The sequence below is a fragment of the Campylobacter lari genome (assembly GCF_900638335.1).
In the GTDB taxonomy this organism is placed as follows: Bacteria; Campylobacterota; Campylobacteria; order Campylobacterales; family Campylobacteraceae; genus Campylobacter_D; species Campylobacter_D lari_E.
Genome location: NZ_LR134508.1, coordinates 1431400 through 1455128, shown reverse-complemented (window position 1 = coordinate 1455128; position 23729 = coordinate 1431400). Strand labels below are relative to the sequence as shown.

Below are 23729 nucleotides of genomic sequence, written 5' to 3'. Positions count from 1 at the left end.
AAATGGCCTCAATGGTTAATGAAAATGTTCAGTATATCCATACATGCCTAGAAAAAGATGATATAACTGTTCAAAATATTTTAGAAGTTTCATGTGATATAGAAAAAGGGCATTTTACTCAAAGGATCGAAGCAAATCCAGTTAATCCAAAACTTATAGAATTAAAAGAAGTATTGAATAAAATGCTTGATGATATGCAAAAGAAAATCGGTAAAGATTTAAACGATATAGAAAGAGTTTTTGCAAGTTTTCAAAGTCTTGATTTTTCAGATAAACTTGATAATGCAGAGGGTGAGATAGAAAAATCACTTAATGCAGTAGGTGCGGAAATTAGAAAAATGCTTCAAACTTCACTAAATCAAGGCGAAGTATTGCAACAAAAAGCCGATTCTCTAAAAGAAAGTGTTAATCAGCTTAACGATGGAGCTCAAAAGCAAGCTGATTCTTTACAAGAAAGCGCAGCTGCTGTTGAAGAAATGAGTGCATCTATGAATGCAGTAGCAGCAAGAACAGAAGAAGTTATTAAACAAAGCAGTGATATTAAAGATGTAACCGATGTAATTAGAGATATTGCTGATCAAATTAATCTACTTGCATTAAATGCTGCTATTGAAGCTGCGCGTGCAGGTGAACATGGTAGAGGTTTTGCTGTTGTTGCTGATGAAGTTAGAAATCTAGCAGAAAGAACTCAAAAGTCTTTAGGTGAGATTGAAGCAAATACTAATATCTTGGTTCAATCTATTAATGAAATGGGTGAGAGTATTAAAGAACAAGCTTTAGGAATTTCACAAATTAATCAATCTGTTTCAGTAATAGATGGTTTAACTAAAGAAAATTCACAAATTGCACACGCGACTAATTCTGTTGCAAATGAAGTTGATTTGATGTCTGCTGAGATAGTAGCCGATGTTAGAAAAAAGAAATTTTAAAAATACTACCCTTTAAAGGGTAGTTTAATTTATAAAATATTCTTGAATTTTGTTTTTATTTTCAAAAGCTATACTTTGGAAAATTTTATCTTTAAAACCTATTTTGTATTTTGTATTATTTTGAGTTTTAGCATAAGTTAGTGCTATGCTTAGAGCAAGTTCAAGATCTTGTGGATTGATATTTTCATCCACCAAAGAATAGGCACCTATTAAATCAAAAAGCTTTAATTCTTCATATTTTTGAGTTTTTAATTCTTTTAAAAATTGATTTTCTAGTTCATTTCTACCTACTATCATTTTAGAGCCATTTGGAAGTCTTAAGTGGCGTCCATATTTTAAAAGTTGTGCATCGTTAACTTCTATATTTTTATCAAATTTAATAAAATCTTTGATTTTATTTGAAAAGCTTTCAAGTGTGAGTAAACACCCGCCACCTGGACTTTCAAAATCTTCAAATCCAAATTTGGCAGCTAGTTCAAGTTGTCTTTTTCTACTTCTTCCACTTATGTTTTCTAACTTTTCTCTATCAACCCAACCCTCGCGCTCAGGTTTGGTTAAAGGTAAATTTTTAGCACACATTGGACGCAAGATCAGATCCTCTTCATCAAAGGCTAGTTTTTTAACCTTGGCCATAGCATCATTTCTTTGGCTCATTGGGCGTTGACCAACTACTTCCCCTGTGATGATAAAGCTTGCATTTTCATCTTTTAACATAGAAAGAGCGGTTTTAAACATAAAAGCATGACAATCTATACAAGGGTTAAAATGCTTTCCGTATCCATATTGAGGATTAAATAAAACTTCTTGCAAATACGCATTTCTTACATCTATCATCTCAAAACTAGCTCCTGCCATAGCAGCGCGTTTTGCCATGAGTTCGCTTTTATCACATGTGCCACCAAAGCCTATGTTTATATTTAAAGCTTTTACTTCTATGCCTTGAGAGCTTATGAGTTTTATAGCAAGCATAGAATCAAGCCCGCCACTAAAAAGTGCTAATGCTTTCATTTTTTCCTTTCGAAATTTTTGGCATATTGTAATGAATATTTTTTAATTTTTGTGCAAGTTTTTATTTAAAAAACTTCTTCTTTAAAGTTATAATGAATTGCTTTTTTATCTTTTATATTTTTTTGTAGTCTATTTAAAAATAATTCCAAACTTTCCTCATCATCTAAAAAATGTACGCTTTTTAAAACTTCTATCAAGTGATTAAAAAAAACTTCATCGTTTTGATAGCTTTTTTTAATTTTTTCTAAATTTTGATTGAGTAGGTTGTAAATTTGCTTTTTAAAGGCTTGTTTTAAATTTAAACTTTTTAGTTTATTAAAATATGCAAGGTTGATCTTACAAATAGCATATAAAAATTCTTCTAAATTGCTTAAGTTTTTGATATTTTCAAATTCATAAAGCTCTCTTATGCTAGGATCTTCAAAGTTTTTTTGCTCTAAAATAGCTTTAGCAATATCTTGGTGTAAAAAATATTCTTTTGTGCTTAAAAGTTTAAAAAGCCCTATAGTTTCATTATTTTCATATAAAAATTTCAAAAGCTCTAATTCGCTTATATTATTGATTTTACTTTGTTTTATAGGATTGGTAAAGTTTATGTTTTTTCTTGTATTTTTAGAAAGTTTTATATCATTAATATTTACACCCAAAAGATTTGCTACTAAAGTAGTATAAGAATTCGCTATTAAAGGCTCAAGATTAAAAGTGTATTTTTGCACCTCTTCTAAAGCTTTTTGTTTGCTAAGTACTGAGTTTAAATCACAACCTGCAATCAAACTTCTTATATAAAATTCTCCAAGTTCTATACCTTTTTCTAAAATATTAAAAAGTAATTTTTCTTGATGAGTTGCTATGAGTTCGGCTGGATCTTTTCCGCCTTCTATTAAGACCACTTTTCCATCAATTTTTGCTAAACTTAGCAAATGTGCCGAACGCACAGCAGCATTAAGCCCTGCATTATCATTGTCAAAACACAAAACCACTCTTGCTTCAAATCGTTTGATTAAGGGTATATGGTGCTCTCCTAGGGCAGTTCCTAAAACCGCTACAGCATTTTTAAATCCTGCTTTATGAAAGGCTATAGCATCCATATAACCCTCACAAATTATCATTTCTTTTTGTTTATAAATGGTATCTTTTGCTAAATTAAGTGCGTAAAAAACGCGTGATTTGTCAAAAAGTTTGCTTTGGGGAGAATTAACATATTTTGCCATATTTGTTTCATCTAAAGTTCTACCACCAAAGCCTATGAGTAAATTTTTATGATCATAAATGCTAAAAGTAATGCGGTTAATAAAACTTGCATAGGCACCATTTTCATTTTGTTTTATCGCACCTACCTCTAAAGCCTCTTCTTGGGTGATTTGCTCATTTTGTAAAAGTCTTAGTGTTTCATTAGAACTTGGCGCAAAACCTAGTTCAAAAGTTCTAATATCTTCATCATTTAAACCTCTTTTATAAAGATAAGCTAGGGCTTCTTTGTTTTTGGCTAAATTTTGTTTATAAAAGGCATTAAGGGTAGGTAAGATATGAATGATGGATTTTTTATTGTCTTGTTTTTGTGAGGTGTAAGTAAGCGAAAAATTACTCCACGAAGCAACTTTTTCCACCGCTTCAACAAAGTTTAATTTCTCATAATCCATTACAAATTTAAAAACATTACCCCCAGCCTTGCATGCAAAACAATGATAAAATCCTTTAATAGAATTAATATGCATACTAGGATTTTTATCATCATGAAAAGGACAAACGCAAACATAGCTTGAGCCTTGTTTTTTCACTTCAACATAATGAGCTATGATATCAACAATATCTGTTTTTTGTAAAAGTTGTTCTATACTTGCTTGTTCTATCATCTTTAAACCTTAAAGAAAATTATATAAGCATTTAGCTATAATTGTTATAAATTTGAAAATTAAGTTGCAAGGTTATGGATTTTTTCTTTGTGGAATATCGCGATCCTTTGTTTGGTCTTATTGTTTTAACTGCTTTGGTTTTTATCATTGCTAGTTCGCATTATATATGGCGTATTTTTGCAAGCAAAGATCAAAAAAGCAAACTTGATCGTTTTGTAAAAAAATTTGAAATCAACTCCACACATCAACAAATTTTAAAAAACGCTAATTTGAGCATTGAAAATTTAAATTTTTTAGCTCAAATTTTTACCAAAAGTGGAGAATTTGAAAAAGCCGTGGGAATTTATCTCATAGCTTTGAAAAAAGCAAACGAGGCAAGCCAAAAAGAGTTTATCTTTTTTTCATTGGCACAGGTTTATTTAAAAGCAGGATTTTTAGAGCGTAGCGTAGAAGCTTTATTGAATGCTTTAAAAATAAAAGCACGCAATAAAGAAAGCTTAAAACTTTTAAAAATTGTTTATTTAAAACTTAAAGATTACGATAAGGTTTTAGATGTTTTAGAATGTTTGTTTGAGCTAGGAGAAAATATATATGCAGAAAAAGCTTTGATAAAGGCTTTGAAAATTCAAACAAGCTCCAAAGAACAAGAACAAAAATTAAAAGAAATTTTAGCTTTAAGCAAGGATAATGAGTATATTTTAAGACTTTGTTTTTTGCATTATAAAGATAAACTTACTCAAATGCCTAAATTTGAAAATGTTATTGATTTGCTTAATGAATGCAAATATCCGCTTAATCTTGAAAATGAAAAATATCATGAGTTTTTTTATGCAAAAAATTTAAGCCCAAAGTCTATTCCTATCAAAAATCACAAACTAAAAATTTTAAAAATTTTAAACGATAATGAGTTAAGTGCAAATCTTAGCTTTACTTATGTGTGTAATAATTGTAAAAATCAAAGTCCTTTGTTTTTTTATCATTGTCCATTTTGTTATGAATTTGGAAAATGTGAGATTTATTATGAGGTAAAAGCTTGAAAAATATTGAAATTTATACCGATGGTTCTTGTTTAAATAACCCTGGTTTTGGAGGGTGGGCTTATGTTTTAACTTATAAAAATCACCAAAAAGAACAAAGTGGGGCGTGTGAGAATACAACAAATAACCGTATGGAGTTAATGGCTATCATACAAGCTTTAAAAGCTTTAAAAGAGCCATGTGAGGTAAAATTATACACAGATTCAAATTTAATGGTGCAAAGTATTAATGAGTGGCTTGGGGGTTGGATAAAAAAAGATTTTAAAGGCAAAAAAAATATCGATCTTTGGAAAGAATATTTAAATGTGGCTAAAAATCATAAAGTAACTGCTTTTTGGATTAAAGCACACAATGGCCATGAATTAAATGAGCGTTGTGATGAATTGGCAAGAAATGCAGCCTTAAAGCTCCAGGAAGAAAGGTTAATAAATGCTTAAAAAACTCCAAGAAAGATTAAATTATCATTTTAAAAATGAGCAATTGCTTATTGAAGCCTTGACGCATAAAAGTTATAAAAAGCCTTATAATAATGAAAGATTAGAGTTTTTGGGTGATGCTGTAATGGATTTAGTAGTAGGGGAGTTTTTGTTTTTTAAATTTCAAAAAGACTCAGAAGGAAACCTTTCTAAACTTAGAGCAGCTTTGGTGAATGAAAAATCTTTTGCAACTTTAGCACAAAAACTTGATCTTGGAGCATGTATTTTTATGTCTATTGCAGAAGAAAATAATGATGGACGCAATAAGCCTTCCATACTTTCTGATGCTTTTGAGGCACTAATGGGAGCTTTGTATTTAGAAATAGGTTTTGAAAAAACCAAAAATATAGCATTAAATTTACTTAATGAAGTTTATCCGCATATTGACACACAAAGTTTATTTAAAGACTATAAAACAAGATTACAAGAAATCACGCAAGCAAATATGGCAGGCACACCTGAGTATATTGTCGTAAAGGCTTTTGGACCTGATCATAAAAAGCAATTTGAAATTGCAGTGAAAATTCAAGGCATAGAAGTAGCAAGATCTACAGCAGGTAGTAAAAAAGAAGCCCAGCAACAATGTGCCAAAATCGCACTTGAAAAATTAGGAAAACTATGAATAGTTTTGGAGTAAGATTAAAATTTACAAGCTTTGGCGAATCTCATGGTCAAGCTATAGGTTGTGTGATAGATGGTATGCCAGCAGGAGTAAAGTTTGACTTTGATTTTTTGCAAGAAATGTTAGATAAAAGAAAACCAGGTCAAAATAAATTTAGCACCCCTAGAAAAGAAGAAGATAAAGCTCAAGTTTTAAGTGGAGTTTTTGAGGGCTATACAACAGGAACTCCTATAAGTCTTTTGGTATATAATGAAAACACACGTTCAAAAGACTATGAGAAAGATGTGTTTCGTCCAGCCCATGCTGATTTTACTTATTATCACAAATATGGCATTAGAGATTATAGAGGTGGTGGAAGAGCTAGTGCTAGAGAAAGTGTAGCAAGAGTAGCAGCAGGAGCTGTGGCACAAATGCTTTTAAAAGAATTTGACATAGAGATAATGAGTGGAGTTTTTGGAGTAGGAAGTATTGATAGCAAACTTGGTAACGATGAGTTTGATTTTGACTATGCTAAAAATAGCGAAGTTTATGCTTTAGATAAAAATTTAGAGCAAAACTTTAAAGATGAAATTTTAAAAGCCAAAAAGGCTAAAAATAGTATAGGTGTAAGAGTTTTTACTAGAGTAAAAAATCCTATTATAGGTTTAGGTGAGCCTTTATATGATAAGCTTGATTCTAAACTTGCTCATGCAATTATGGGAGTAAATGCAGTTAAGGCTATAGAAATAGGAAGCGGCATTCAAAGTAGCTATATGTATGGAAGTCAAAATAATGATGAGTTAAAAGATGGGGTGTTTTTAAGTAATCATAGTGGTGGGATATTAGGCGGAATTTCTAATGGAAATTTTATTGATATAAAAACATATTTTAAACCAACCCCTTCTATATTTTTACCTCAGCAAACACAAAACACTCAAGGAGAAAATATCATACATGAGTTAAAAGGAAGGCATGATCCTTGTGTGGGTATAAGAGGTAGTGTTGTTGTAAATGCTATGGTGGCTATATGCATAGCCGATGCTTTACTTTTAAATGCAAGTTCAAATTTGCAAAATTTACAACATATTTATGGAAAAAATAAATAAAAATTTAATACTATTTTGATATGATGATAAAATATCTTTAAAAAGGGAGAAATATGAAAAAAAATATTGTGTTTTTTGAAGTTAGAGGTGGTAGCGATAAAGGTGAGGATGGTCATAGAAAAGATACTATGCCTATGGTTAATGCTTTAAAAGAACAAGGTTGGAATGCTGAGGTTATCTTTTTTGAAGTAGAGAAAAAAGATGAAATTTATGAATATGTAAAAAACAATGCCGATGCTTATGTTTCTAGAATTAATCCGGGAAATTTAAAAGAAGAAAATGAGTATTTTGATATGCTTAGAAAACTTTGTGCAAATGGTGTTATAGGTATGCCTCATCCTGATGCGATGATAGGATATGGTGCTAAAGATGCACTTACTAAGCTTAATAAAACAGCTTTAGTACCTGAAGATACTTATGCGTATTATGATATCAAAACTTTCAAAGAAAGCTTCCCAAAAACTTTAGCAAAAGGCGAGAGGGTTTTAAAACAAAATCGTGGCTCAACAGGTGAGGGAATTTGGCGTGTGAGATTGATAGATGAACTACTAGAAGGAGCTGTGAGTGTGCCATTAAATGCAAAAATCAAATGTACAGAAGCAAAAGATAATCACACAGAAGAGAGAGAGCTTGGTGAGTTTATGGACTTTTGCGAACAATACATTATAGGTGATAATGGCATGCTTGTAGATATGACTTTCTTACCGCGTATTAAAGAAGGTGAAATTAGAATTTTAATGCTTTATCATACTCCAATTTATGTAGTGCATAAAAAACCTGCAGAAGGCGCTGATGCTTTTTCTGCAACACTTTTTTCAGGTGCAAAATATAGATATGATGAACCAAAAGATTGGCAAGAATTGGTAGATTGGTTTTTAGCAACCTTACCTGAAATTCGTTCAAAACTTGGAAATTATGATATCCCTTTGATTTGGACTGCAGATTTTATCTTAGATACAGATGAAAATGGTAAAGATAAATATGTTTTAGGTGAGATCAATTGCTCTTGTGTAGGATTTACTTCTCCTGCTGAATTTGTTGAGCCTATTGCTAAGAAAGTAGCTCAAAATATCATTAATATTGTAAGTAAAAACTAACCCTTGTTTTAAACAAGGGTTTTTTAACTCATTATGCTTTTAACTATACTTTATATTATTGGAATTACTGTTGATGCTATGACAGGTGCCATTGCTGCAGGACGTCATAAGATGGATCTTTTTGGGGTGATATTTATAGCTTTAGTAACAGCTATTGGCGGAGGTTCGATTAGAGATATTTTACTTGATCATCATCCGCTAACTTGGATTAAAACTCCTGAATATGTGATTTTAATTTGTGTTGCAGCCATGATAACAACAAAAATTGCTAAATATGTCATAAAACTCGAAAAGCTTTTTTTGATTTTAGATGCTATAGGTTTGGTTGTTTTTAGTGTTTTAGGTGCGCAAATTGCAATAGAAATGGGTTATGGTTTTATAGTAGCTGTAAGTTCAGCTGTGATTACTGGTGTATTTGGTGGTATATTAAGAGATATATTATGTGCTAGGATACCGCTTGTATTTCAAAAAGAAATTTATGCTGGTGTGGCTATATTAACAGGGGCTTTATATTATATATTGTATATTTTGGGCGTAGATGAGTTATGGGTAATTCTTGCTTCATTAATTGTAGGAACCATAGCAAGACTTTTGGCGATATATTATGGTTTAAGTTTGCCTATATTTTCTTTTAAAGATGGAGAAAACAAAGAAAGTTAAAATTCTATTTTATAAACCCTTAAAGGATAAGCTTCATTATCTATAATATTTTCAATAAATTTTCCACCATATTTTTCATAAAATCCTACAAGCTCTGTTAATAGGTAAAAATTTATTTATACCTTTTGTTTCCTCTGTAATTTTCTTCAACATATAAAGCACATAAATTTGGCTCTAAATCTTTCCTATTGTGAAAATCATTTTATAATCCCAGCTCCAGCTATAATAGTGTTTTTATCTAAAACTAAATACCACTAAGGAATAGTTTGGTTATTAAAACTACTTTCTATACTTTCAAAATAAATTTTTTCACCTATACCCCATTTTTTGGAAAACCATTTAGAAGCTTTTATTGATAGATTTTTTTATCTGATATATTTACTATATACACAAGTGAAATTTCCTTATAGAAGATTAAGATTTTATAATATTTTTGTAATTAGAAGTTAAAAGAGTGGTGACCCATACGAGACTCGAACTCGTGTTACCGCCGTGAAAGGGCGATGTCCTAACCGCTAGACGAATGGGCCATAAATTCATTCTTTTAAATTAAAGAAATAAAATTATACTTTATTTACTTTAAAATTAACTTAATTATTTGATAAATCGTAAATAAAAATATCCGAAAATACCAGAAGCTAACGAAGCTAATAATATTGAAAGATTATCAACAAAATTAAATATATCACTTACTTCATAAGCAAGTGCATCAATAAAAAAACTCATTGTAAAGCCAATGCCAGTTAAAATACAAACTCCATAAAGTTGTTTAAAATTTGCATCTTTTGGTAATTTCGCAAGTTTAAGTTTAATTGCCATATAGGCAAAGCCAAATACACCTAGTTGTTTACCAACAAATAAACCTAAGAAAATCCCTACGCTTACACCACTAAATAGCATATGTGTTTCAATTTTTGAAAGATCAACCCCTGCGTTTGCAAAAGCAAAAAGTGGTAGTATTACAAAAGCTATCCAAAATTTTAAACCATGCTCAATTTCTTCTAATAAGGTATGATTGTTTTTTGTATATACAGGTATAAATAAAGCTGTGATGATACCTGCTAAAGTTGCATGTACTCCACTTTTTAACACACTAAGCCAAAGTAATGCGCCGAGTATATAATAAAATGATTTTCTTTCATTGTCCAAGCGATTAAGTAAAAATAAACCCACAATGCAGCAAAAGGCAACAAAAAAGGCTAAAGTTGAAAGTTCCCCTGTATAAAAAATAGCAATAATTAAAATAGCTCCTACATCATCAAAAATTGCCAAAGATACTAAAAATATTTTTAAAGAACTTGGTATGCGTTGTTTTAGCATTGCAAGTATAACTAGAGCAAATGCAGTATCGGTTGCAGTAGGTATAGCCCAACCTTTTAAAACATAAGCATCGTTAAAATTGATAGCACAAAATATCAAAGCAGGCACAACTATACCACCTATAGCGGCCATTAAGGGTAGGGTAATATTGCTAAGAGTTTTAAATTCCCCTTGAACAAATTCTTTTTTTAATTCAAGTCCTATGGCAAAGAAAAAGATTGCAATAAGGCCATCATTAATCCATAATAAAGAAGGCTTAAAAAGTTCCCATGTCCCAACTTTTAAACCCATTTCCACACTAAGAAATTCCATATAGTGATCTCCATATGGACTGTTTTTTAGTATAAGTGCAAGGATTGTTGCTAATAAAAGCAACAATCCTCCTAAAATTTCAAGTGATATATAGTTTTGAAAATTTTTAATTTTCATATTTTTTTGAACCATAAATAATTTTTAGATATAAATATCCAATTATAGCACTTAACAAAGAAGCAACCAATATGGCAAGTTTATCTGAATATGCGAAAATATCACTATTTTGATAAGCTAAGCCATCAATAAAAAAGCTCATAGTAAAGCCTATACCTGTGAGTATGCAAACTCCATAAAGTTGCTTAAAATTTACATTTTGTGGAAGTTTTGCTAAACCTAATTTAATGCTAATATAGGAAAATAAAAATACGCCTATTTGCTTACCTAAAAATAAACCTAAAATTATGCCTAAACTAACAGATGAAAACATAAAACTTGGATCCATATCTTTTAAATCAACTCCTGCGTTTGCAAAAGCAAAAATAGGCAAGATAAAATAACTTACCCAAGGAGCTAAATCGTGCTCAATCTCTTTTAAAAATGATTTTCCACTTTTTGTTTGAAGTGGTATAAATAAAGCAGTAATCACACCTGCCAAAGTTGCATGCACCCCACTTTTTAACATGCTAATCCAAAATACTATAGCTATAATAATATAAAAAGATTTTTTAGTTACATGGAAATGGTTTAGCAAATAAAGCGCTAAAATGCATACTAAAGCTGCAATCATAGCAAAAACTGAAAGCTCGCTTGTATAGAACAAGGCAATTACAATAATTGCGCCTAAATCATCAAAAATAGCTAAAGAAAGTAGGAATAATTTTAACGAAGTGGGTACTTTTTTGCCTAATAGCATTAAAATTCCCACCGCAAAAGCTACATCAGTAGCAGTTGGTATAGCCCATCCCTGCAAAGCAAATGGATCTTTATAATTAAAAAATGCAAAAATTAAAGCAGGTACTATCATACCACCAAGTGCAGCAAATACAGGTAAGGACATAGCTTTTATATTGTTGAGTTGTCCTCTTGTCACCTCGTATTTTAACTCAAGCCCTATAGCAAAGAAAAAAACAGCAATAAGACCATCGTTAATCCACAAAAGTAAAGGTTTAAAAATTTCTAAACTTCCTGCTTGAAATCCAAAAGGAATATTTAAAAAATTGGTATATTGATCCGTTAAAGAACTATTTTGTAAAATGAGTGCAAGTATGGTAAAAAATATAAGCAAAACACCAGGAAAAGTTTCGCTTTTAACAAAGGTTTGAATTCTTTGCATATAAATAGCCTTTTTAATTTTTTATTAATACGTTATTTTAACATAAAAAGGCTTTAAATTTAAAAGTTTAAGCAGAAAAACTGCTTAAACAGGTATAACGCGTATATTTGGACTAAGTTCTTCTTGTAGAATATTTTCTATAGCATACAAAGTCGCACCGCTTCCACTTGAACAACCACTACATGCTCCAAGATAGCGTATATACACATCTATATTTTTATTTTCATTTTTCTGTATATCAATTACTTCTAAATCACCGCCATCTCCGTGTAGCATAGGACGCACATCACTATCTAAAACAGCTTCCACTGCTTTTAATTGTTTAACCATAGTCATATCATCAAAAGCAATATCGGATTTACTTTGATCTTTTAATCTTTCTCTTTCCATTTCAGCTCTAGTTTCAGCTAAAATATCTACAAGATAATAATCTTTTTTCTCATGTCCACCCGGTTTTATACAAGATTTACAAAAAGCACCTGCTTTGGTAAATTGCGTGATTTCTTCTACTGTGTGTAAATCATTTAGTCTAATTACTTCTTTGATAGTTCCAAGGCTTACTCTGGCACATTCACAAACTATGATTTGATCTTCAAAATCCTCAGGATTAACTCCTTTGTAATGCGCTGCAGCTTGTTTGATAACATCATAAGCCATAACTGAGCAGTGCATTTTTTGCGGTGGAACTGCAGGAGTTTCAGGATTATCTCTCATAGCAAATTCAACATCTAAATTTGTAATTTTTACAGCCTCATCTACGGTTTTACCTATACAAAGATCAACCATAGTATCACTGCTTGCTATTGCAGTGCCACAACCAAAGCTTTTAAATTTCGCATCAATGATTTTATCAGTTTTTTCATCTACTAGCCAATAAAGCCTAACCGCATCACCACAGCTTTCAGCTCCAAAATCTGCAACAATAAGTTTTGCATTTGCTTTTTGTGCATCTTCTTGTGTGAATTCACCCATATGTTGAGGGTTATTCATTCTATCTTGTACTTTTTGAGAATACTCATCCCAAATTGATCCGCCAATTAAATTATTCTTTGCCATTTTTTATCCTTTAAATATTTTCAGGCTTATATGCATAAGTACTTGAGATTGCTCTAAGTCTTTGCGTTGCTTTTTTTATTTGCTCTGCTGCATAATCAATTTCATCCTCTGTGTTAAATCTTGATAAAGAAAGTCTTAGAGCAGTATGAGCTAAATCATTTTCAGCACCAATTGCTTCCATGATAGGATTGCTCTCAAGTGCTTCGCTAGCACAGGCCGAACCAGTGCTTGCTGCTATGCCATTTTTATTTAAATCCCAAAGCATAGCTTCGCCTTCTACACCTTTAATACTTGCTAAGATGGTATTAGGAACCCTTCTTGATCTATCTCCAACTACACTTGTATCAGGCATAGCTAAAATTAAATCTTCTAATTTATCTCTTAATCTTCTAATGTGTGAGTTTTCAAAATCAAGCATAGTATTTGCAATTCTTAAAGCTTCTGCCATTGCTATAATATATGGTACATTTAAAGTTCCACTTCTTCTACCACCCATATGTTCACCACCATGTAAAAGCGGAGTTAATTCTATATCCTTTTTAATATAAAGTCCACCTATACCTTTTGGACCATGGAATTTATGTGCAGAAAATGAAGCAAAATCAACCTCGGTTTTTGCAAAATTAACCTTGATTTTTCCAACAGCTTGAGTTGCATCAGTATGAAATAATGCTCCATATTCATGAGCAATCTGAGCCATTTCTTCTATAGGAAAAATCATGCCAGTTTCATTATTTGCCCACATAATGCTTACTAGGGCAGTTTTATCTGAAATAGCTTCTTTTAAATCTTTTACACTAGAAACACCCTCATGATCAACACCAAGTTCTATAACTTTTACTCCTAAAGATTTTAAAAACATAGCACTAGCTGCTACCGCAGGATGTTCCACGCTAGAAATAATTACTTCATTCCTGTCGCTATTTAAAATTTTATCAAAATATACACCTTTTAATACCCAGTTGATACTCTCTGTGGCACAGGAAGTGATAATGATATCATCTAAATCATTTGCCCCAAGTCCTATATAAAGTTTATCCATTGCTTCTTTAAGTGCAGGATGAGTTGCACTGCCCCATTGATGAAGGCTATTTGGATTACCATAATGTTCTTTTAAAAAAGGTTTCATAAGCTCATAAGCTTCTGGCGCAAGTTGTGTTGTTGCATTATTATCTAAATATACTTTCAAATTATACTCCTTTAATTAGGATAATTTTTATCTTTTTTGTTAATATACACTAAAATATTAAATTTAATATTAAATCAAGTAAGTTTTTAACTTGTGCAAAAATTTTTGTTATTATTTTAGCACAAGTTTAAGCCATAGCATTTAAATAAGAGTGTAAAATTTTATTAATACCTGCTTGTCTTTTGCGATTTTCAAAAAATTGAGTATCTAAAAGTTCTTTTTGAGTGTTGATTTCTTCAAGGTTGATATTAGAATCATTTTGATTAAATTCTTTTTTTAAAGCTTCAAATTCTTTGCTAATTTGCTCGCTATAAAGACTATAAATAGAACTTGAATTAGCAAATTCTTGCATATTGATGCTATGTTGGTAGTTGATGTATTGTTGGAAGAAAACTGAAAGCTTATCTTCTGAAGTGTTATTTTTATCTACTCCATTAATATGTAAGTATAGATCAAAACTCATTTTTTCTTTATTACTTTCGCTTAGATAATCTTGCATGCTTATTTGACCTCTCATGAGTTTTTGAAAATTTACATTAGAAGACATATCTAGCTCAATAGGAGATAAAAAGAAATTAGCTTTTTGATGATTTTGTTCTTTTAAATCATGATAAATGTAATTAAGCAATAATCCACTTTTAGAAACTTCGCCTTGACGGTTTAGATAAGGCTTGATGATAGGGTTACTGGCTGTATTTTCAATGCTTGCATTAAACGCAAAGTCACCTATTTTATTATCAAGCATTAAAGTATTTAAATTTTTATTTGTCTCTTTTGCGTTTTGTAAACTTTTGACATTTTCATAAACTTTTAAAATTTTTCCTTCATAAGTATAGCTATAACCTTGATTTAACTCTGAAATTTGCACTTTGCTTAAAAAATCATTATCATTTTTTTGAAATTCATGATTGATGATTTTTAATGTATTATGATAAGTATTTAAAAGTCTTGGTAAGTCTATTTTGTTATAGTTTAAATTCTCATCAAGCTTTATTAGTTGTTTTGAAATTTCTCTTATACTTTTTATATTAATATCATAATCAAGAGGCAAAGCAGCTGTTTTATTAAGATCTTTTTCAAAAAAACCTTGCTCATTGATTCTAAAACCAAATTCACTTGCATAAGTTACTTTATAATCTAAATTAGAACCTTTTATATCAAGTAAATCACTTTTAACATTGGTATTTTCTTTTTTTTCTTCTGCGTGTCCAGTTTTTGCAAAAGGATAATTTGCAAAATTCTGATACGGATTAACATTAGAATTTACAAACATAACTCTTCTCTTCAAAAATATTGCTTAGCTTTAAAAAAGCAAAAGCTATGCCAAAATTTTTGAATCGAAGAGAAAAATTAAGCGTAAATGTCAAGCAATCCTGAACTAGTGCTAGGAGTAGTAGTTGGAGCAGGGTTTGCATTTACGCCTTCAAGTACTTGCATTACTGCATTTTCATTGGCTTCTATGGTTTTTTTCATCATAGTAGTTGCAATGTTAAGCATTAAACTTGCTTGGTTGTTAGTAACTTCGCCCATAACATACTCCTTTTGTTTGGATTAGTAATATTATCGGCAAAGTTTGGTTAATATTTAAGCTATATTATAAATTTTTGATAAGTAGTGATTGTGAGTATTTTCTTTTGCTTCAAGCATATCGATATAGTTTTTAAACTCATCCATATCTTTAAAAAGACTTTTCATTGTAGTGCTAATTTCACTAGAAAAATTTTGAAGATTACTTTGTGTTTTTAAATATCTTTCTATTTGATAAATTCTAGCGATTTCTCTTTCATATTCATCCTGAGTCATTCTTTTTGCACTAAATTCTGCATTCAAACTTTTTTTATCATTGATAATAAAAGATTTTTTTTGATTGTTGATTTTAAACTCAACGATAAATTCTTCTTTTGAATTAATAATCTTTAAGTATTTTAACTTAGCTTTATCTTCTAGTAAAACAAAGCTTACACACTCTAAAAACATATGTGTAAAGATTTCTCTTTCAAAAATATTTTGACAAATATCAGTATATTTTAAACCTAAGCTTTGTTGATGATCTAAAAATGCTACATTTGACATGATCCATCCTTTTTTCATGACTTTTTATCATAAAAAAGCAAAAATCATTCCAATTATTGCATATCAATCATCTTTAGCATATTAATCGTATCTTCAAATTCAAAACTTTCCTCAGGATTTTGACTAAGAAATTGTTGCATAAAGTCTTTTTTAGCAATAGCTTGATCAAGTTCTTTATCGGTACCTTTTTGATATGCACCAATACGCAATAGCACTTCATTTTCTTTAAGTAAGGAATTTAAACGTTTAAATTTTCTAGCAGCTAGTTTATGTTCATTGCTAATAATATCCCCCATAACCCTTGAGGCTGAATTTTGTATATTTATAGGTGGATAAATTCCAAAGTCAGTGAGTTCACGACTAAGTACTATATGCCCATCTAGGATAGATCTACTTTGATCTGCTATTGGGTCACTCATATCATCTCCATCAACTAACACAGTAAAAAAAGCCGTTATAGTTCCTTTGCCTTCTTCTTTTCCTGCACGCTCCATAAGCTGAGGTAAAAGACTTAAAACGCTTGGTGGATAGCCTTTTGTTGTAGGTGGTTCACCTAAGGCTAGACCTATTTCTCTTTGAGCCATAGCAAAACGTGTTACACTATCCATGATAAATAACACATCTTTGCCTTGTTCTTTAAAATACTCAGCCACGCTCATAGCACAAAATGCTCCGTATTTTCTCATCAAAGCACTATCATCACTTGTTGCAACGATAATCACAGTATCATCAAGTTTACCGCCAAGATTTTTTTGTATAAATTCAGGAATTTCCCTACCACGCTCACCGATTAAAGCTATGACTTTAATGGGAGCTTTGGAATTTTTTACTATCATACCCATAAGGGTTGATTTTCCTACCCCACTTCCTGCAAAAATCCCAAGCTTTTGTCCTACCCCGCAAGTTAAAAGCGCATCTATTGTTTTAACACCTACTGGAAAAACTTCCTCTATCAAACCTCGCTTCATTGCATCAATAGGTGCACGCATAATAGGCATAAATTTACTTGCCTCAATAGGCCCTTTACCATCTTTTGGTCGCATAAAAGGATCAACTACTCTTCCTAAAAGTTTATCACTAACTCCTATTTGCATACCCGCATCATTAATAAAAGCACGATCGCCTATTTTAAAACCTTCCACAAAACCAAAAGGACTCAAATAGCTTAAATTCTCATCTACTTCTACTACCATAGCCATAGCTTCTTTGCTCTCATCTTCACTAGAAACTATTTTAATAATATCACCTATGCTAGTTTTTAAACCATTTATTTCTATACTAGTACTTGAAATTTTAGTAATTTGTCCAAAAACACTAGCAAGATTTTGTGAAGCAATTTTGCTGCGAAGTTTTTCTAAACCCATTAAAATCTAACCTGTTTAGCTGAGTTAATTAAGGTAAAAAATTCTTTTCTTGTTTTTTCACTTTTTAAAAAGCTACCTCTTAATGCTGAAGTGCTAGTGGTAGAATTTGCCTTTTGTACTCCACGCATTTCAACACACATATGTCTTGCTTCAATAACCACCCCAACGCCTTTTGCACCTACATGCTCCATCAAAGCCTCTGCGATTTGCTCTGTGAGTTGTTCTTGAATCTGCAGGCGTCTTGCAAAAACTTCTACAAGGCGTGGAATTTTACTAAGACCTACGACTTTTTTATCTGGTATATACGCAACATGCACGCGCCCAAAAAAAGGCAAAAGATGATGTTCACAAAGACTGTAAAATTCTATATCTCTTACTAAAACCATTTCATTGTTTGAACTTTCAAATAAGGCATCATTTAGTATTTGTTTTGGATCTTGTTTGTAACCGCTACTTAAAAACTCAAAAGCCTTAAAAACTCTAGTAGGAGTTTTTAAAAGCCCTTCTCTTTGTGGATTTTCCCCGATAATTTCTAACATATTTTTTACTGATTGTTCAAAATTTTCTTGCATTTTTTCTCCATCAAAAATTAAAATTTTAACATATTTTTATTTTTATATAAAGTGATAAGGAAAATTTTGGTATATTATCAAAAAATTTTATTTAAAAAGGGAAAATATTATGGAAGTTACAGCAAAACTAATTGATTTTGCAAATGCAAATGCTACTGTGAAAATTGCTCAAGGAGCTATTAAAGCAGAAGTTGAAAAATTAGCTAAAAAAGCGTCTAAAACTATGAAAATGGATGGTTTTAGAGCAGGAAAAGTTCCTGTTGCTGCTATACTTAAAAGATATGAAAAAGAGCTTACAAGAGATGCTGAGCAAGATCTTTTAAGAAATGCTGTAGATGGTGCTTTAAAAGAAGTTAAAAAAGAGGCTAAAGATTTAGTGGGTGAGCCGTATTTTGAAAAATTTGATAGAAAAGATGGTACCATTGAAGCTCAAATGATATTATCTTTTAGACCAGAAGTAAAATTAGATGGATATGAAGAACTAATTCCAACTTATAATACACCAAAAGTAACCCAAAAAGAAATTGATGCAAAAAAAGAAGAATTATTAAAAAGATTTGCCACTCCTGAAGCGATTAAAGAGGCAAGAGCTTTAAAAGAAGGCGATTTTGCTAAATTTGATTTTGAAGGTTTTGTTGATGGTAAAGCTTTTGATGGTGGAAAAGCACAAAATTATGTTTTAGAAATTGGTTCAAAGCAATTCATACCAGGATTTGAAGAAGGTATGGTTGGTTTAAAAGCAGGTGAGGAAAAAGATATTAATGTAACTTTTCCAAAAGAATATGGTGCAGCACATTTAGCAGGAAAAGATGCGGTATTTAAAGTAAAAATTCATGAAATTCAAGAACTTAAATTACCTGAGTTAAATGAAGAGCTTTTAAAAAGCTTGTTGCCTGAAGAAAAAGAACCAAGTGTTGAAAAATTAGATGCAAAATTAAAAGAACAACTAAAAAATGAAAAAATCTTTAAACTTATTAATGATGAGCTTAAAAATCAATTTGCAGAAGCTTTGGTAGCTAAGTTTGATTTTGTTTTACCAAGAAATATAGTAGAACAAGAAACAGATATGCAATTTAGAAGCTCTTTGAGAACTTTAAGCGAAGAAGAATTAAAAGAATTTAAAGATGAGGCTAAATATAAAGAAAAAAGAGAAAGTTTCAAAGAAGATGCGCAAAAAAGCGTAAAATTAACTTTCATTATAGATGAGCTAGCAAAACTTAGAAATGTTACAGTAAGCGATCAAGAATTAATCCAAGCGATTTATTTTGAAGCTTATAGATATGGTTTTAACCCGCAAGAACATTTAGACAATTACAAAAAGCAAGGTGCATTGCCTGCTATTAAAATGTCTTTAATCGAAGAAAAACTTTTTGCTGATATTTTCAAAAAAAATGACAAAAAGAAAACTGAAAAAGAAAGTGAAAAATAATGAGCTCATACATACCTTATGTGGTTGAAAAAACAAGCAGAGGCGAAAGAAGTTATGATATTTATTCAAGGCTTTTAAAAGATAGAATTATCATGCTAAGTGGCGAGATCAATGATGATCTTGCTGCTTCTATTGTAGCTCAGCTTTTATTTTTAGAGGCTGAAGATCCTCAAAAAGATATTTATCTTTACATTAACTCACCAGGTGGGGTTGTAACCAGTGGATTTAGTATTTATGATACGATGAATTATATTAAAGCTGATGTAAGCACTATTTGTATTGGTCAAGCTGCTTCAATGGGTGCATTTTTGCTTAGTTGTGGTACTCCAGGGAAAAGATTTGCTTTGCCAAATTCAAGAATTATGATCCATCAACCACTAGGTGGAGCAAGAGGACAAGCAACTGATATAGAAATTCAAGCAAAAGAAATTCTAAGATTAAAAGCGATTTTAAATAATATTTTGGCTAAAAACACCAAACAAAAACTCTCTAAAATAGAAAAAGACACTGATAGAGACTTTTTTATGAGTGCGCTAGAGGCTAAAGAATATGGCTTAATCGATAAGGTTTTGGAAAAAAGTTTTAAATAAGGAAAAACATAGCAATGTTAGATGATGATTTGTTTGCTGATTTAAATTTAAGTAGTGATCCAACTCCAGCCAAAGAAGCTCCAAAAATTCAAAAAATTAGTGGAGGTGAATTTGAAAAATTTGCAAAGTCTATTTTGACTGAGCTTGTAAAAGACAATGTACCTCCAACGCCAACTAATTACGGAGTTTATTTTCAAAAAATGCTTGAAGAACGTCCGGTAGCTTTTAAGAAAAAAGTTAGTGAGATTATGGAATTTGAGCAAAATGATGATGGTATCAAACGTGCAAATATAGAGCAAGAAATCAAAAAAAGTTTTAGTTCTACTTCGGCATTATTGCAATACATTGCTATGATTTATAGGCATCTTGAAACAGTTAAAGATATGCTAAGAAGACGTAATTCAGAGCTTGCAATTAGCACAGGTAATTTAGCGGTATCTAATGTAATTCATGCGCTCGAAGCAGATCTTTCAAGATTTTCTAGTATTTTAGATAAATACTCAGATGAGATTAAAGAAAATTTTGATGAGGTCAGACAAACTTATAAACATATAGAAGAACAAAGTGATTTTGACTCTAAATTTGGAGTTTATAATAAAAAATACTTTTTAGAAAATTTGGAAAAAAGCATTGAAAGTAATGCAAAATATAATTACCATACTTCCTTGATATTTTTTAGAGTAAAAGAAGAAATTCTTGAACAAACTTATACTCAAAAAGAAAAAAATGCTTTTTTAAAAGGTGTGTGTAGAATTTTTAGTAAAAATGTTTCTTCAAGCGATATAGTAGCTCATTGCGGAAACAATATTTTTGCTATGATGATTTCTCATACAAATTTAGAAAAAGCGCAAGAAATATGCAATAAAATTTTAGAATCTTTAGAAAATTCAAATTTTTTCCTAGCAGATAAAGAAATAGAAGTAGATGTTGAAGTGGCTATAAGTGCTGTTAATCAAGATAGCAAAGGTGAAGAGTTAATAGAAAAATGCATTGAAGCTTTAAAAGATTCAGGAAAAAATTTAGAACCCTTTATAATAGTGGAAAAAGAAAAATGATAAGAAAGATAATTACCTATCCTAATCCAAGATTATTTTTAGAGTCAAAAAAAGTAGAAAATTTTGATAAAGATTTACATATACTTTTAGATGATATGTATGAAACAATGATAGCTAATAAGGGCGTAGGCTTAGCTGCTATTCAAGTTGATGTGCCAATTAGAGCTTTGCTTGTAGATATTGGTGATGAAGAAGGTGAGCAAAAAGAAGATAAACAAACTCTTTTAGAAATTATTAATCCTATTATAACACCTTTAGATGATGAAAAAATTTCTTGTAACGAGGGTTGTTTAAGCATACCAGGTTTTTATGAAGATGTAATGCGTTATAAAAATATACAACTTGATTATCAAGATAGATTTGGCAAGCCACAAACTTTACAAGCGCATGATTTTTTAGCAGTGGCTATTCAACATGAAGTTGATCATCTTGATGGGCATTTATTTATAGAAAAACTTTCTTTTTTAAAACGCCAAAAATTTGACAAAGACTTTAAGAAAAAATCCAAAAAGAACAAATGAAAAAACTAAAATGTGCAAGTTTTTCTACAGAGCTTGATATTATCGATGTAGAATCAACTTTCACAAGAGGTTTGCCAGGTTTTAGTATAGTAGGCCTTGCGAATTCTACTATCAAAGAAAGCACAGAAAGAGTTAAAGCGACTTTACTAAGTCAAAATTTTAATTTCCCAGCACAAAAAATCACTATCAATCTTAGTCCATCAGATATCCCTAAAAATGGCTCTCATTTTGATTTGGCTATTGCGATTTTGATTTTATTTCAAAAAGAAAATTTAGATGACTTTTTTGTTTTTGGAGAACTTGGTTTAGATGGAAGTATAAAAAGTACTGCTAGTTTATTTTCTATCTTACTTTTTTTAAGTGCAAAAGTACAAAATGCCAAAGTAGTAGTACCAAAAACCATAGCGCAAAAAGCTTCGATGATACCTAATTTAACAATTTATGCTTTGGAAAATTTAGCTCAAGCTATGGACTTTTTTAAAGAAAAAAATTATGAGAATTATCATATAAATAATGCTCACCCTTTATTCGAAAATGCCATAGAAATTAATAACCAAAAATATATAAAAAATACCATTTACCCTTATGATTTTAAAGAAGTTAAGGGTCAGGAAAATGCTAAATTTGCTTGTATAATAGCAGCTTTGGGTATGCATAATATTTTATTTGAAGGTAGTCCAGGTAGTGGTAAAAGTATGTGCGCTAAAAGACTTCCTTTTATCATGCCACCGCAAAGTTTGAAAGAAATTTTAGCTCAAAATGCTTATAAGTCATTAAATTCTTTAGACGATGATTTCAGTGCTAGTAGGGTTTTTAGAAGTCCTCATCATACAAGTACTAGGGCTAGTATTTTTGGCGGAGGAACCAAAAATGCCAAGATAGGAGAAATAGCACTTGCAAATGGAGGAGTTTTGTTTTTTGATGAGTTTCCTCATTTTTCAAAACAAATCATAGAAAGTTTAAGAGAGCCGCTAGAGGATTTTAAAATTCTTATTTCAAGAGTTAATACCAAAGTGATTTATGAGACTAAATTTTTATTTGCTTGTGCGCAAAATCCTTGCCCTTGTGGAAATTTATTTTCTAAAAGTCTTGTATGTCGTTGTCAAGAGATGGAAATTAAAAAATATAAAAATAAAATTTCATCTCCTATTTTAGATAGGATTGATCTTTATGTAGCTATGGATGAGATTTCACATGAAGATAAAACAAGCTTAAGCTCTGAACAGATGAGTGAAATGGTTTTTAAAGGATTTTTATTTCAAAAGCAAAGAAAGCAAGAAGAATTTAATGCTAAATTAAATGATGAACAACTGAAGCAATTTTGTGTTTTAGATTCTACTGCGAACGAAATTTTACAAAAGGCTATAAATTCGTATAATCTTTCTCAAAGAGGGGTGAATAAAACCATAAAAGTAGCAAGAACCATTGCAGATTTAGAACAAAGTGAGTTGATCTTAAAAACTCATATTTTAAAAGCATTAAGTTTTAGAATGAGAACTACATAGGAGTAAAAATGGATAACAAAAGTGTGGCGATCTTTATTGATGCAGAAAATATTCCTTCAAAATATGCAAAATCAATTTTTGACATCGCTTCTGATTATGGAGAAATTGTTATAAAACGAATTTATGGAGATTGGACACAAAAAAATATACAAAATTGGAAAGAACAAATCGCACAATATTCTATCATCGCTATGCAACAATTTAATTTTATAGCTAATAAAAACTCAAGTGATATGTACTTAATCACTGAGATTATGAGTTTTTTTTATGAAAAAGATATTGATATTTTTGTCATTGTTTCAAGCGATAGTGATTATACTAGTTTAATCCAAAGGCTTAAAGAAGGCAAAAAGCAAGTTATAGGTATGGGTTTAAAACAAGCTGTAAAATCTTATGTGAATTCTTTTAGTGAATTTTTTTATTTAGATCAAGATGAATCTAAAGAAAAAGTATTAAGTACCAAAGAGTATATCAAAGATTTAATCAATATCACAGAAGCCTTGATAGAAGAAAAAGGTCGTGCTGAATATGCTCAAATTCGCACTAATATGAATAGAAAACACGCAAATTTTATCCCTCAAAATTTTGGTTTTAAAAATTTTAGAGCTTTAGTAAAAGAGTTTTTACCACAAATGAAACAATTTAAAGAAGGTAATGAAAAAAATATTTATTTTCTTATTGAAAAAACAAAGGCTTAATA

23 protein-coding genes, 1 tRNA gene and 1 pseudogene are annotated in these 23729 nt (G+C 30.6%); 13 read left to right on the top strand and 12 right to left on the bottom strand.

Features of this window, described 5'->3' with window-relative positions:
* Window positions 1–548: 548 nt before the first annotated feature.
* Window positions 549–929: pseudogene (locus EL235_RS08150) on the top strand (methyl-accepting chemotaxis protein); the annotation flags it as partial.
* Window positions 930–953: 24 nt separating this feature from the next.
* On the opposite strand, the gene EL235_RS07440 reads toward EL235_RS08150, so the two are convergent.
* A complete protein-coding gene (locus EL235_RS07440; RefSeq protein ID WP_039627202.1) occupies window positions 954–1937 on the bottom strand; it encodes an MnmA/TRMU family protein in 984 nt (327 codons plus the stop codon).
* Window positions 1938–2002: 65 nt separating this feature from the next.
* The gene (dnaG, locus tag EL235_RS07435; protein ID WP_126341156.1) at window positions 2003–3790 is read right to left on the bottom strand and encodes a DNA primase; all 1788 of its coding nucleotides are present in this window, start codon (window positions 3788–3790) and stop codon (window positions 2003–2005) included.
* Between the two features lie 74 nt (window positions 3791–3864).
* Here dnaG and EL235_RS07430 point away from each other — a divergent pair, with 74 nt between their 5' ends.
* From EL235_RS07430 to EL235_RS07405, 6 genes are read left to right on the top strand one after another with little or no spacing between them, the layout of a single operon-like run.
* Window positions 3865–4827: a hypothetical protein gene (locus tag EL235_RS07430; protein ID WP_039627198.1), complete on the top strand. Its 963-nt coding sequence runs from the start codon at window positions 3865–3867 to the stop codon at window positions 4825–4827.
* Window positions 4824–5264 (top strand): ribonuclease HI, encoded by a 441-nt coding sequence (rnhA, locus tag EL235_RS07425; protein WP_039627196.1) that lies wholly within the window; start codon window positions 4824–4826, stop codon window positions 5262–5264. The genes EL235_RS07430 and rnhA overlap by 4 nt, the downstream gene beginning before the upstream one ends.
* Window positions 5257–5925, top strand: coding sequence for a ribonuclease III (rnc, locus tag EL235_RS07420; RefSeq protein WP_039619409.1), 669 nt, complete (start codon window positions 5257–5259; stop codon window positions 5923–5925). The genes rnhA and rnc overlap by 8 nt, the downstream gene beginning before the upstream one ends.
* Window positions 5922–7010 carry a chorismate synthase gene (gene aroC / locus EL235_RS07415; protein WP_126341155.1) on the top strand — a complete coding sequence of 363 codons (1089 nt, stop codon included), beginning with the start codon at window positions 5922–5924 and terminating at the stop codon, window positions 7008–7010. Before rnc ends, aroC begins: the two co-directional genes overlap by 4 nt.
* A gap of 53 nt (window positions 7011–7063) precedes the next feature.
* Window positions 7064–8107 carry a Cj0069 family protein gene (locus EL235_RS07410; protein ID WP_126341154.1) on the top strand — a complete coding sequence of 348 codons (1044 nt, stop codon included), beginning with the start codon at window positions 7064–7066 and terminating at the stop codon, window positions 8105–8107.
* A gap of 33 nt (window positions 8108–8140) precedes the next feature.
* Complete coding sequence (locus tag EL235_RS07405; protein WP_039627190.1) at window positions 8141–8767, top strand: trimeric intracellular cation channel family protein; 627 nt, start codon at window positions 8141–8143, stop codon at window positions 8765–8767.
* A 455-nt stretch (window positions 8768–9222) separates the two neighbouring features.
* Here the strand turns inward: EL235_RS07405 and EL235_RS07395 are convergent.
* From EL235_RS07395 to folE, 10 genes are all read right to left on the bottom strand, one after another.
* Window positions 9223–9297: transfer RNA gene (locus tag EL235_RS07395), tRNA-Glu, on the bottom strand.
* A gap of 64 nt (window positions 9298–9361) precedes the next feature.
* Window positions 9362–10531, bottom strand: a complete 1170-nt coding sequence (gene nhaA, locus EL235_RS07390) for a Na+/H+ antiporter NhaA (RefSeq protein ID WP_414973605.1) — start codon at window positions 10529–10531, stop codon at window positions 9362–9364.
* Complete coding sequence (gene nhaA, locus EL235_RS07385) at window positions 10506–11675, bottom strand: Na+/H+ antiporter NhaA (protein WP_039627188.1); 1170 nt, start codon at window positions 11673–11675, stop codon at window positions 10506–10508. The genes nhaA (EL235_RS07390) and nhaA (EL235_RS07385) overlap by 26 nt, the downstream gene beginning before the upstream one ends.
* A gap of 84 nt (window positions 11676–11759) precedes the next feature.
* Complete coding sequence (locus tag EL235_RS07380; protein ID WP_039627186.1) at window positions 11760–12731, bottom strand: Fe-S cluster assembly scaffold protein IscU; 972 nt, start codon at window positions 12729–12731, stop codon at window positions 11760–11762.
* Window positions 12732–12741: 10 nt separating this feature from the next.
* Window positions 12742–13920, bottom strand: coding sequence for a NifS family cysteine desulfurase (locus tag EL235_RS07375; protein WP_126341153.1), 1179 nt, complete (start codon window positions 13918–13920; stop codon window positions 12742–12744).
* Between the two features lie 127 nt (window positions 13921–14047).
* Window positions 14048–15193, bottom strand: a complete 1146-nt coding sequence (locus EL235_RS07370; RefSeq protein ID WP_126341203.1) for a Cj0814-related protein — start codon at window positions 15191–15193, stop codon at window positions 14048–14050.
* Window positions 15194–15270: 77 nt separating this feature from the next.
* On the bottom strand, window positions 15271–15450 hold the full coding sequence (locus EL235_RS07365; protein ID WP_039619394.1) for a putative motility protein: 180 nt from the start codon (window positions 15448–15450) through the stop codon (window positions 15271–15273).
* A 54-nt stretch (window positions 15451–15504) separates the two neighbouring features.
* Entirely contained in the window at window positions 15505–15993 is a 489-nt protein-coding gene (locus tag EL235_RS07360) for a hypothetical protein (RefSeq protein ID WP_126341152.1), read from the bottom strand.
* Window positions 15994–16046: 53 nt separating this feature from the next.
* Entirely contained in the window at window positions 16047–17357 is a 1311-nt protein-coding gene (gene fliI, locus EL235_RS07355; RefSeq protein WP_126341151.1) for a flagellar protein export ATPase FliI, read from the bottom strand.
* Window positions 17357–17929 carry a GTP cyclohydrolase I FolE gene (gene folE / locus EL235_RS07350; RefSeq protein ID WP_126341150.1) on the bottom strand — a complete coding sequence of 191 codons (573 nt, stop codon included), beginning with the start codon at window positions 17927–17929 and terminating at the stop codon, window positions 17357–17359. Before folE ends, fliI begins: the two co-directional genes overlap by 1 nt.
* A gap of 109 nt (window positions 17930–18038) precedes the next feature.
* Between folE and tig the strand changes: the two genes are divergently transcribed.
* Genes tig through EL235_RS07320 form a run of 6 tightly spaced genes read left to right on the top strand, consistent with a single transcriptional unit; the run spans window position 18039 to window position 23727 of the window.
* Window positions 18039–19358 carry a trigger factor gene (gene tig / locus EL235_RS07345; RefSeq protein WP_126341149.1) on the top strand — a complete coding sequence of 440 codons (1320 nt, stop codon included), beginning with the start codon at window positions 18039–18041 and terminating at the stop codon, window positions 19356–19358.
* A complete protein-coding gene (gene clpP, locus EL235_RS07340; RefSeq protein WP_126341148.1) occupies window positions 19358–19948 on the top strand; it encodes an ATP-dependent Clp endopeptidase proteolytic subunit ClpP in 591 nt (196 codons plus the stop codon). The genes tig and clpP overlap by 1 nt, the downstream gene beginning before the upstream one ends.
* 14 nt (window positions 19949–19962) lie before the next feature.
* Window positions 19963–21003, top strand: a complete 1041-nt coding sequence (locus EL235_RS07335) for a GGDEF domain-containing protein (protein ID WP_126341147.1) — start codon at window positions 19963–19965, stop codon at window positions 21001–21003.
* The gene (gene def, locus EL235_RS07330) at window positions 21000–21524 is read left to right on the top strand and encodes a peptide deformylase (protein ID WP_126341146.1); all 525 of its coding nucleotides are present in this window, start codon (window positions 21000–21002) and stop codon (window positions 21522–21524) included. Before EL235_RS07335 ends, def begins: the two co-directional genes overlap by 4 nt.
* Window positions 21521–23029, top strand: a complete 1509-nt coding sequence (locus EL235_RS07325) for a YifB family Mg chelatase-like AAA ATPase (protein WP_126341145.1) — start codon at window positions 21521–21523, stop codon at window positions 23027–23029. The genes def and EL235_RS07325 overlap by 4 nt, the downstream gene beginning before the upstream one ends.
* 8 nt (window positions 23030–23037) lie before the next feature.
* On the top strand, window positions 23038–23727 hold the full coding sequence (locus EL235_RS07320; protein ID WP_039627173.1) for an NYN domain-containing protein: 690 nt from the start codon (window positions 23038–23040) through the stop codon (window positions 23725–23727).
* The last annotated feature ends 2 nt before the right edge of the window (window positions 23728–23729 follow it).

Coding starts and splice junctions, on each gene's coding strand:
- EL235_RS07440 (WP_039627202.1), bottom strand. CDS start 1,937: ATGAAAGCATTAGCACTTTTTAGTGGCGGGCTTGATTCTATGCTTGCT.
- dnaG (WP_126341156.1), bottom strand. CDS start 3,790: ATGATAGAACAAGCAAGTATAGAACAACTTTTACAAAAAACAGATATT.
- EL235_RS07430 (WP_039627198.1), top strand. CDS start 3,865: ATGGATTTTTTCTTTGTGGAATATCGCGATCCTTTGTTTGGTCTTATT.
- rnc (WP_039619409.1), top strand. CDS start 5,257: ATGCTTAAAAAACTCCAAGAAAGATTAAATTATCATTTTAAAAATGAG.
- aroC (WP_126341155.1), top strand. CDS start 5,922: ATGAATAGTTTTGGAGTAAGATTAAAATTTACAAGCTTTGGCGAATCT.
- EL235_RS07410 (WP_126341154.1), top strand. CDS start 7,064: ATGAAAAAAAATATTGTGTTTTTTGAAGTTAGAGGTGGTAGCGATAAA.
- EL235_RS07405 (WP_039627190.1), top strand. CDS start 8,141: ATGCTTTTAACTATACTTTATATTATTGGAATTACTGTTGATGCTATG.
- nhaA (WP_414973605.1), bottom strand. CDS start 10,531: ATGGTTCAAAAAAATATGAAAATTAAAAATTTTCAAAACTATATATCA.
- nhaA (WP_039627188.1), bottom strand. CDS start 11,675: ATGCAAAGAATTCAAACCTTTGTTAAAAGCGAAACTTTTCCTGGTGTT.
- EL235_RS07380 (WP_039627186.1), bottom strand. CDS start 12,731: ATGGCAAAGAATAATTTAATTGGCGGATCAATTTGGGATGAGTATTCT.
- EL235_RS07370 (WP_126341203.1), bottom strand. CDS start 15,193: ATGTTTGTAAATTCTAATGTTAATCCGTATCAGAATTTTGCAAATTAT.
- EL235_RS07365 (WP_039619394.1), bottom strand. CDS start 15,450: ATGGGCGAAGTTACTAACAACCAAGCAAGTTTAATGCTTAACATTGCA.
- EL235_RS07360 (WP_126341152.1), bottom strand. CDS start 15,993: ATGTCAAATGTAGCATTTTTAGATCATCAACAAAGCTTAGGTTTAAAA.
- fliI (WP_126341151.1), bottom strand. CDS start 17,357: ATGGGTTTAGAAAAACTTCGCAGCAAAATTGCTTCACAAAATCTTGCT.
- folE (WP_126341150.1), bottom strand. CDS start 17,929: ATGCAAGAAAATTTTGAACAATCAGTAAAAAATATGTTAGAAATTATC.
- tig (WP_126341149.1), top strand. CDS start 18,039: ATGGAAGTTACAGCAAAACTAATTGATTTTGCAAATGCAAATGCTACT.
- clpP (WP_126341148.1), top strand. CDS start 19,358: ATGAGCTCATACATACCTTATGTGGTTGAAAAAACAAGCAGAGGCGAA.
- EL235_RS07335 (WP_126341147.1), top strand. CDS start 19,963: ATGTTAGATGATGATTTGTTTGCTGATTTAAATTTAAGTAGTGATCCA.
- def (WP_126341146.1), top strand. CDS start 21,000: ATGATAAGAAAGATAATTACCTATCCTAATCCAAGATTATTTTTAGAG.
- EL235_RS07325 (WP_126341145.1), top strand. CDS start 21,521: ATGAAAAAACTAAAATGTGCAAGTTTTTCTACAGAGCTTGATATTATC.
- EL235_RS07320 (WP_039627173.1), top strand. CDS start 23,038: ATGGATAACAAAAGTGTGGCGATCTTTATTGATGCAGAAAATATTCCT.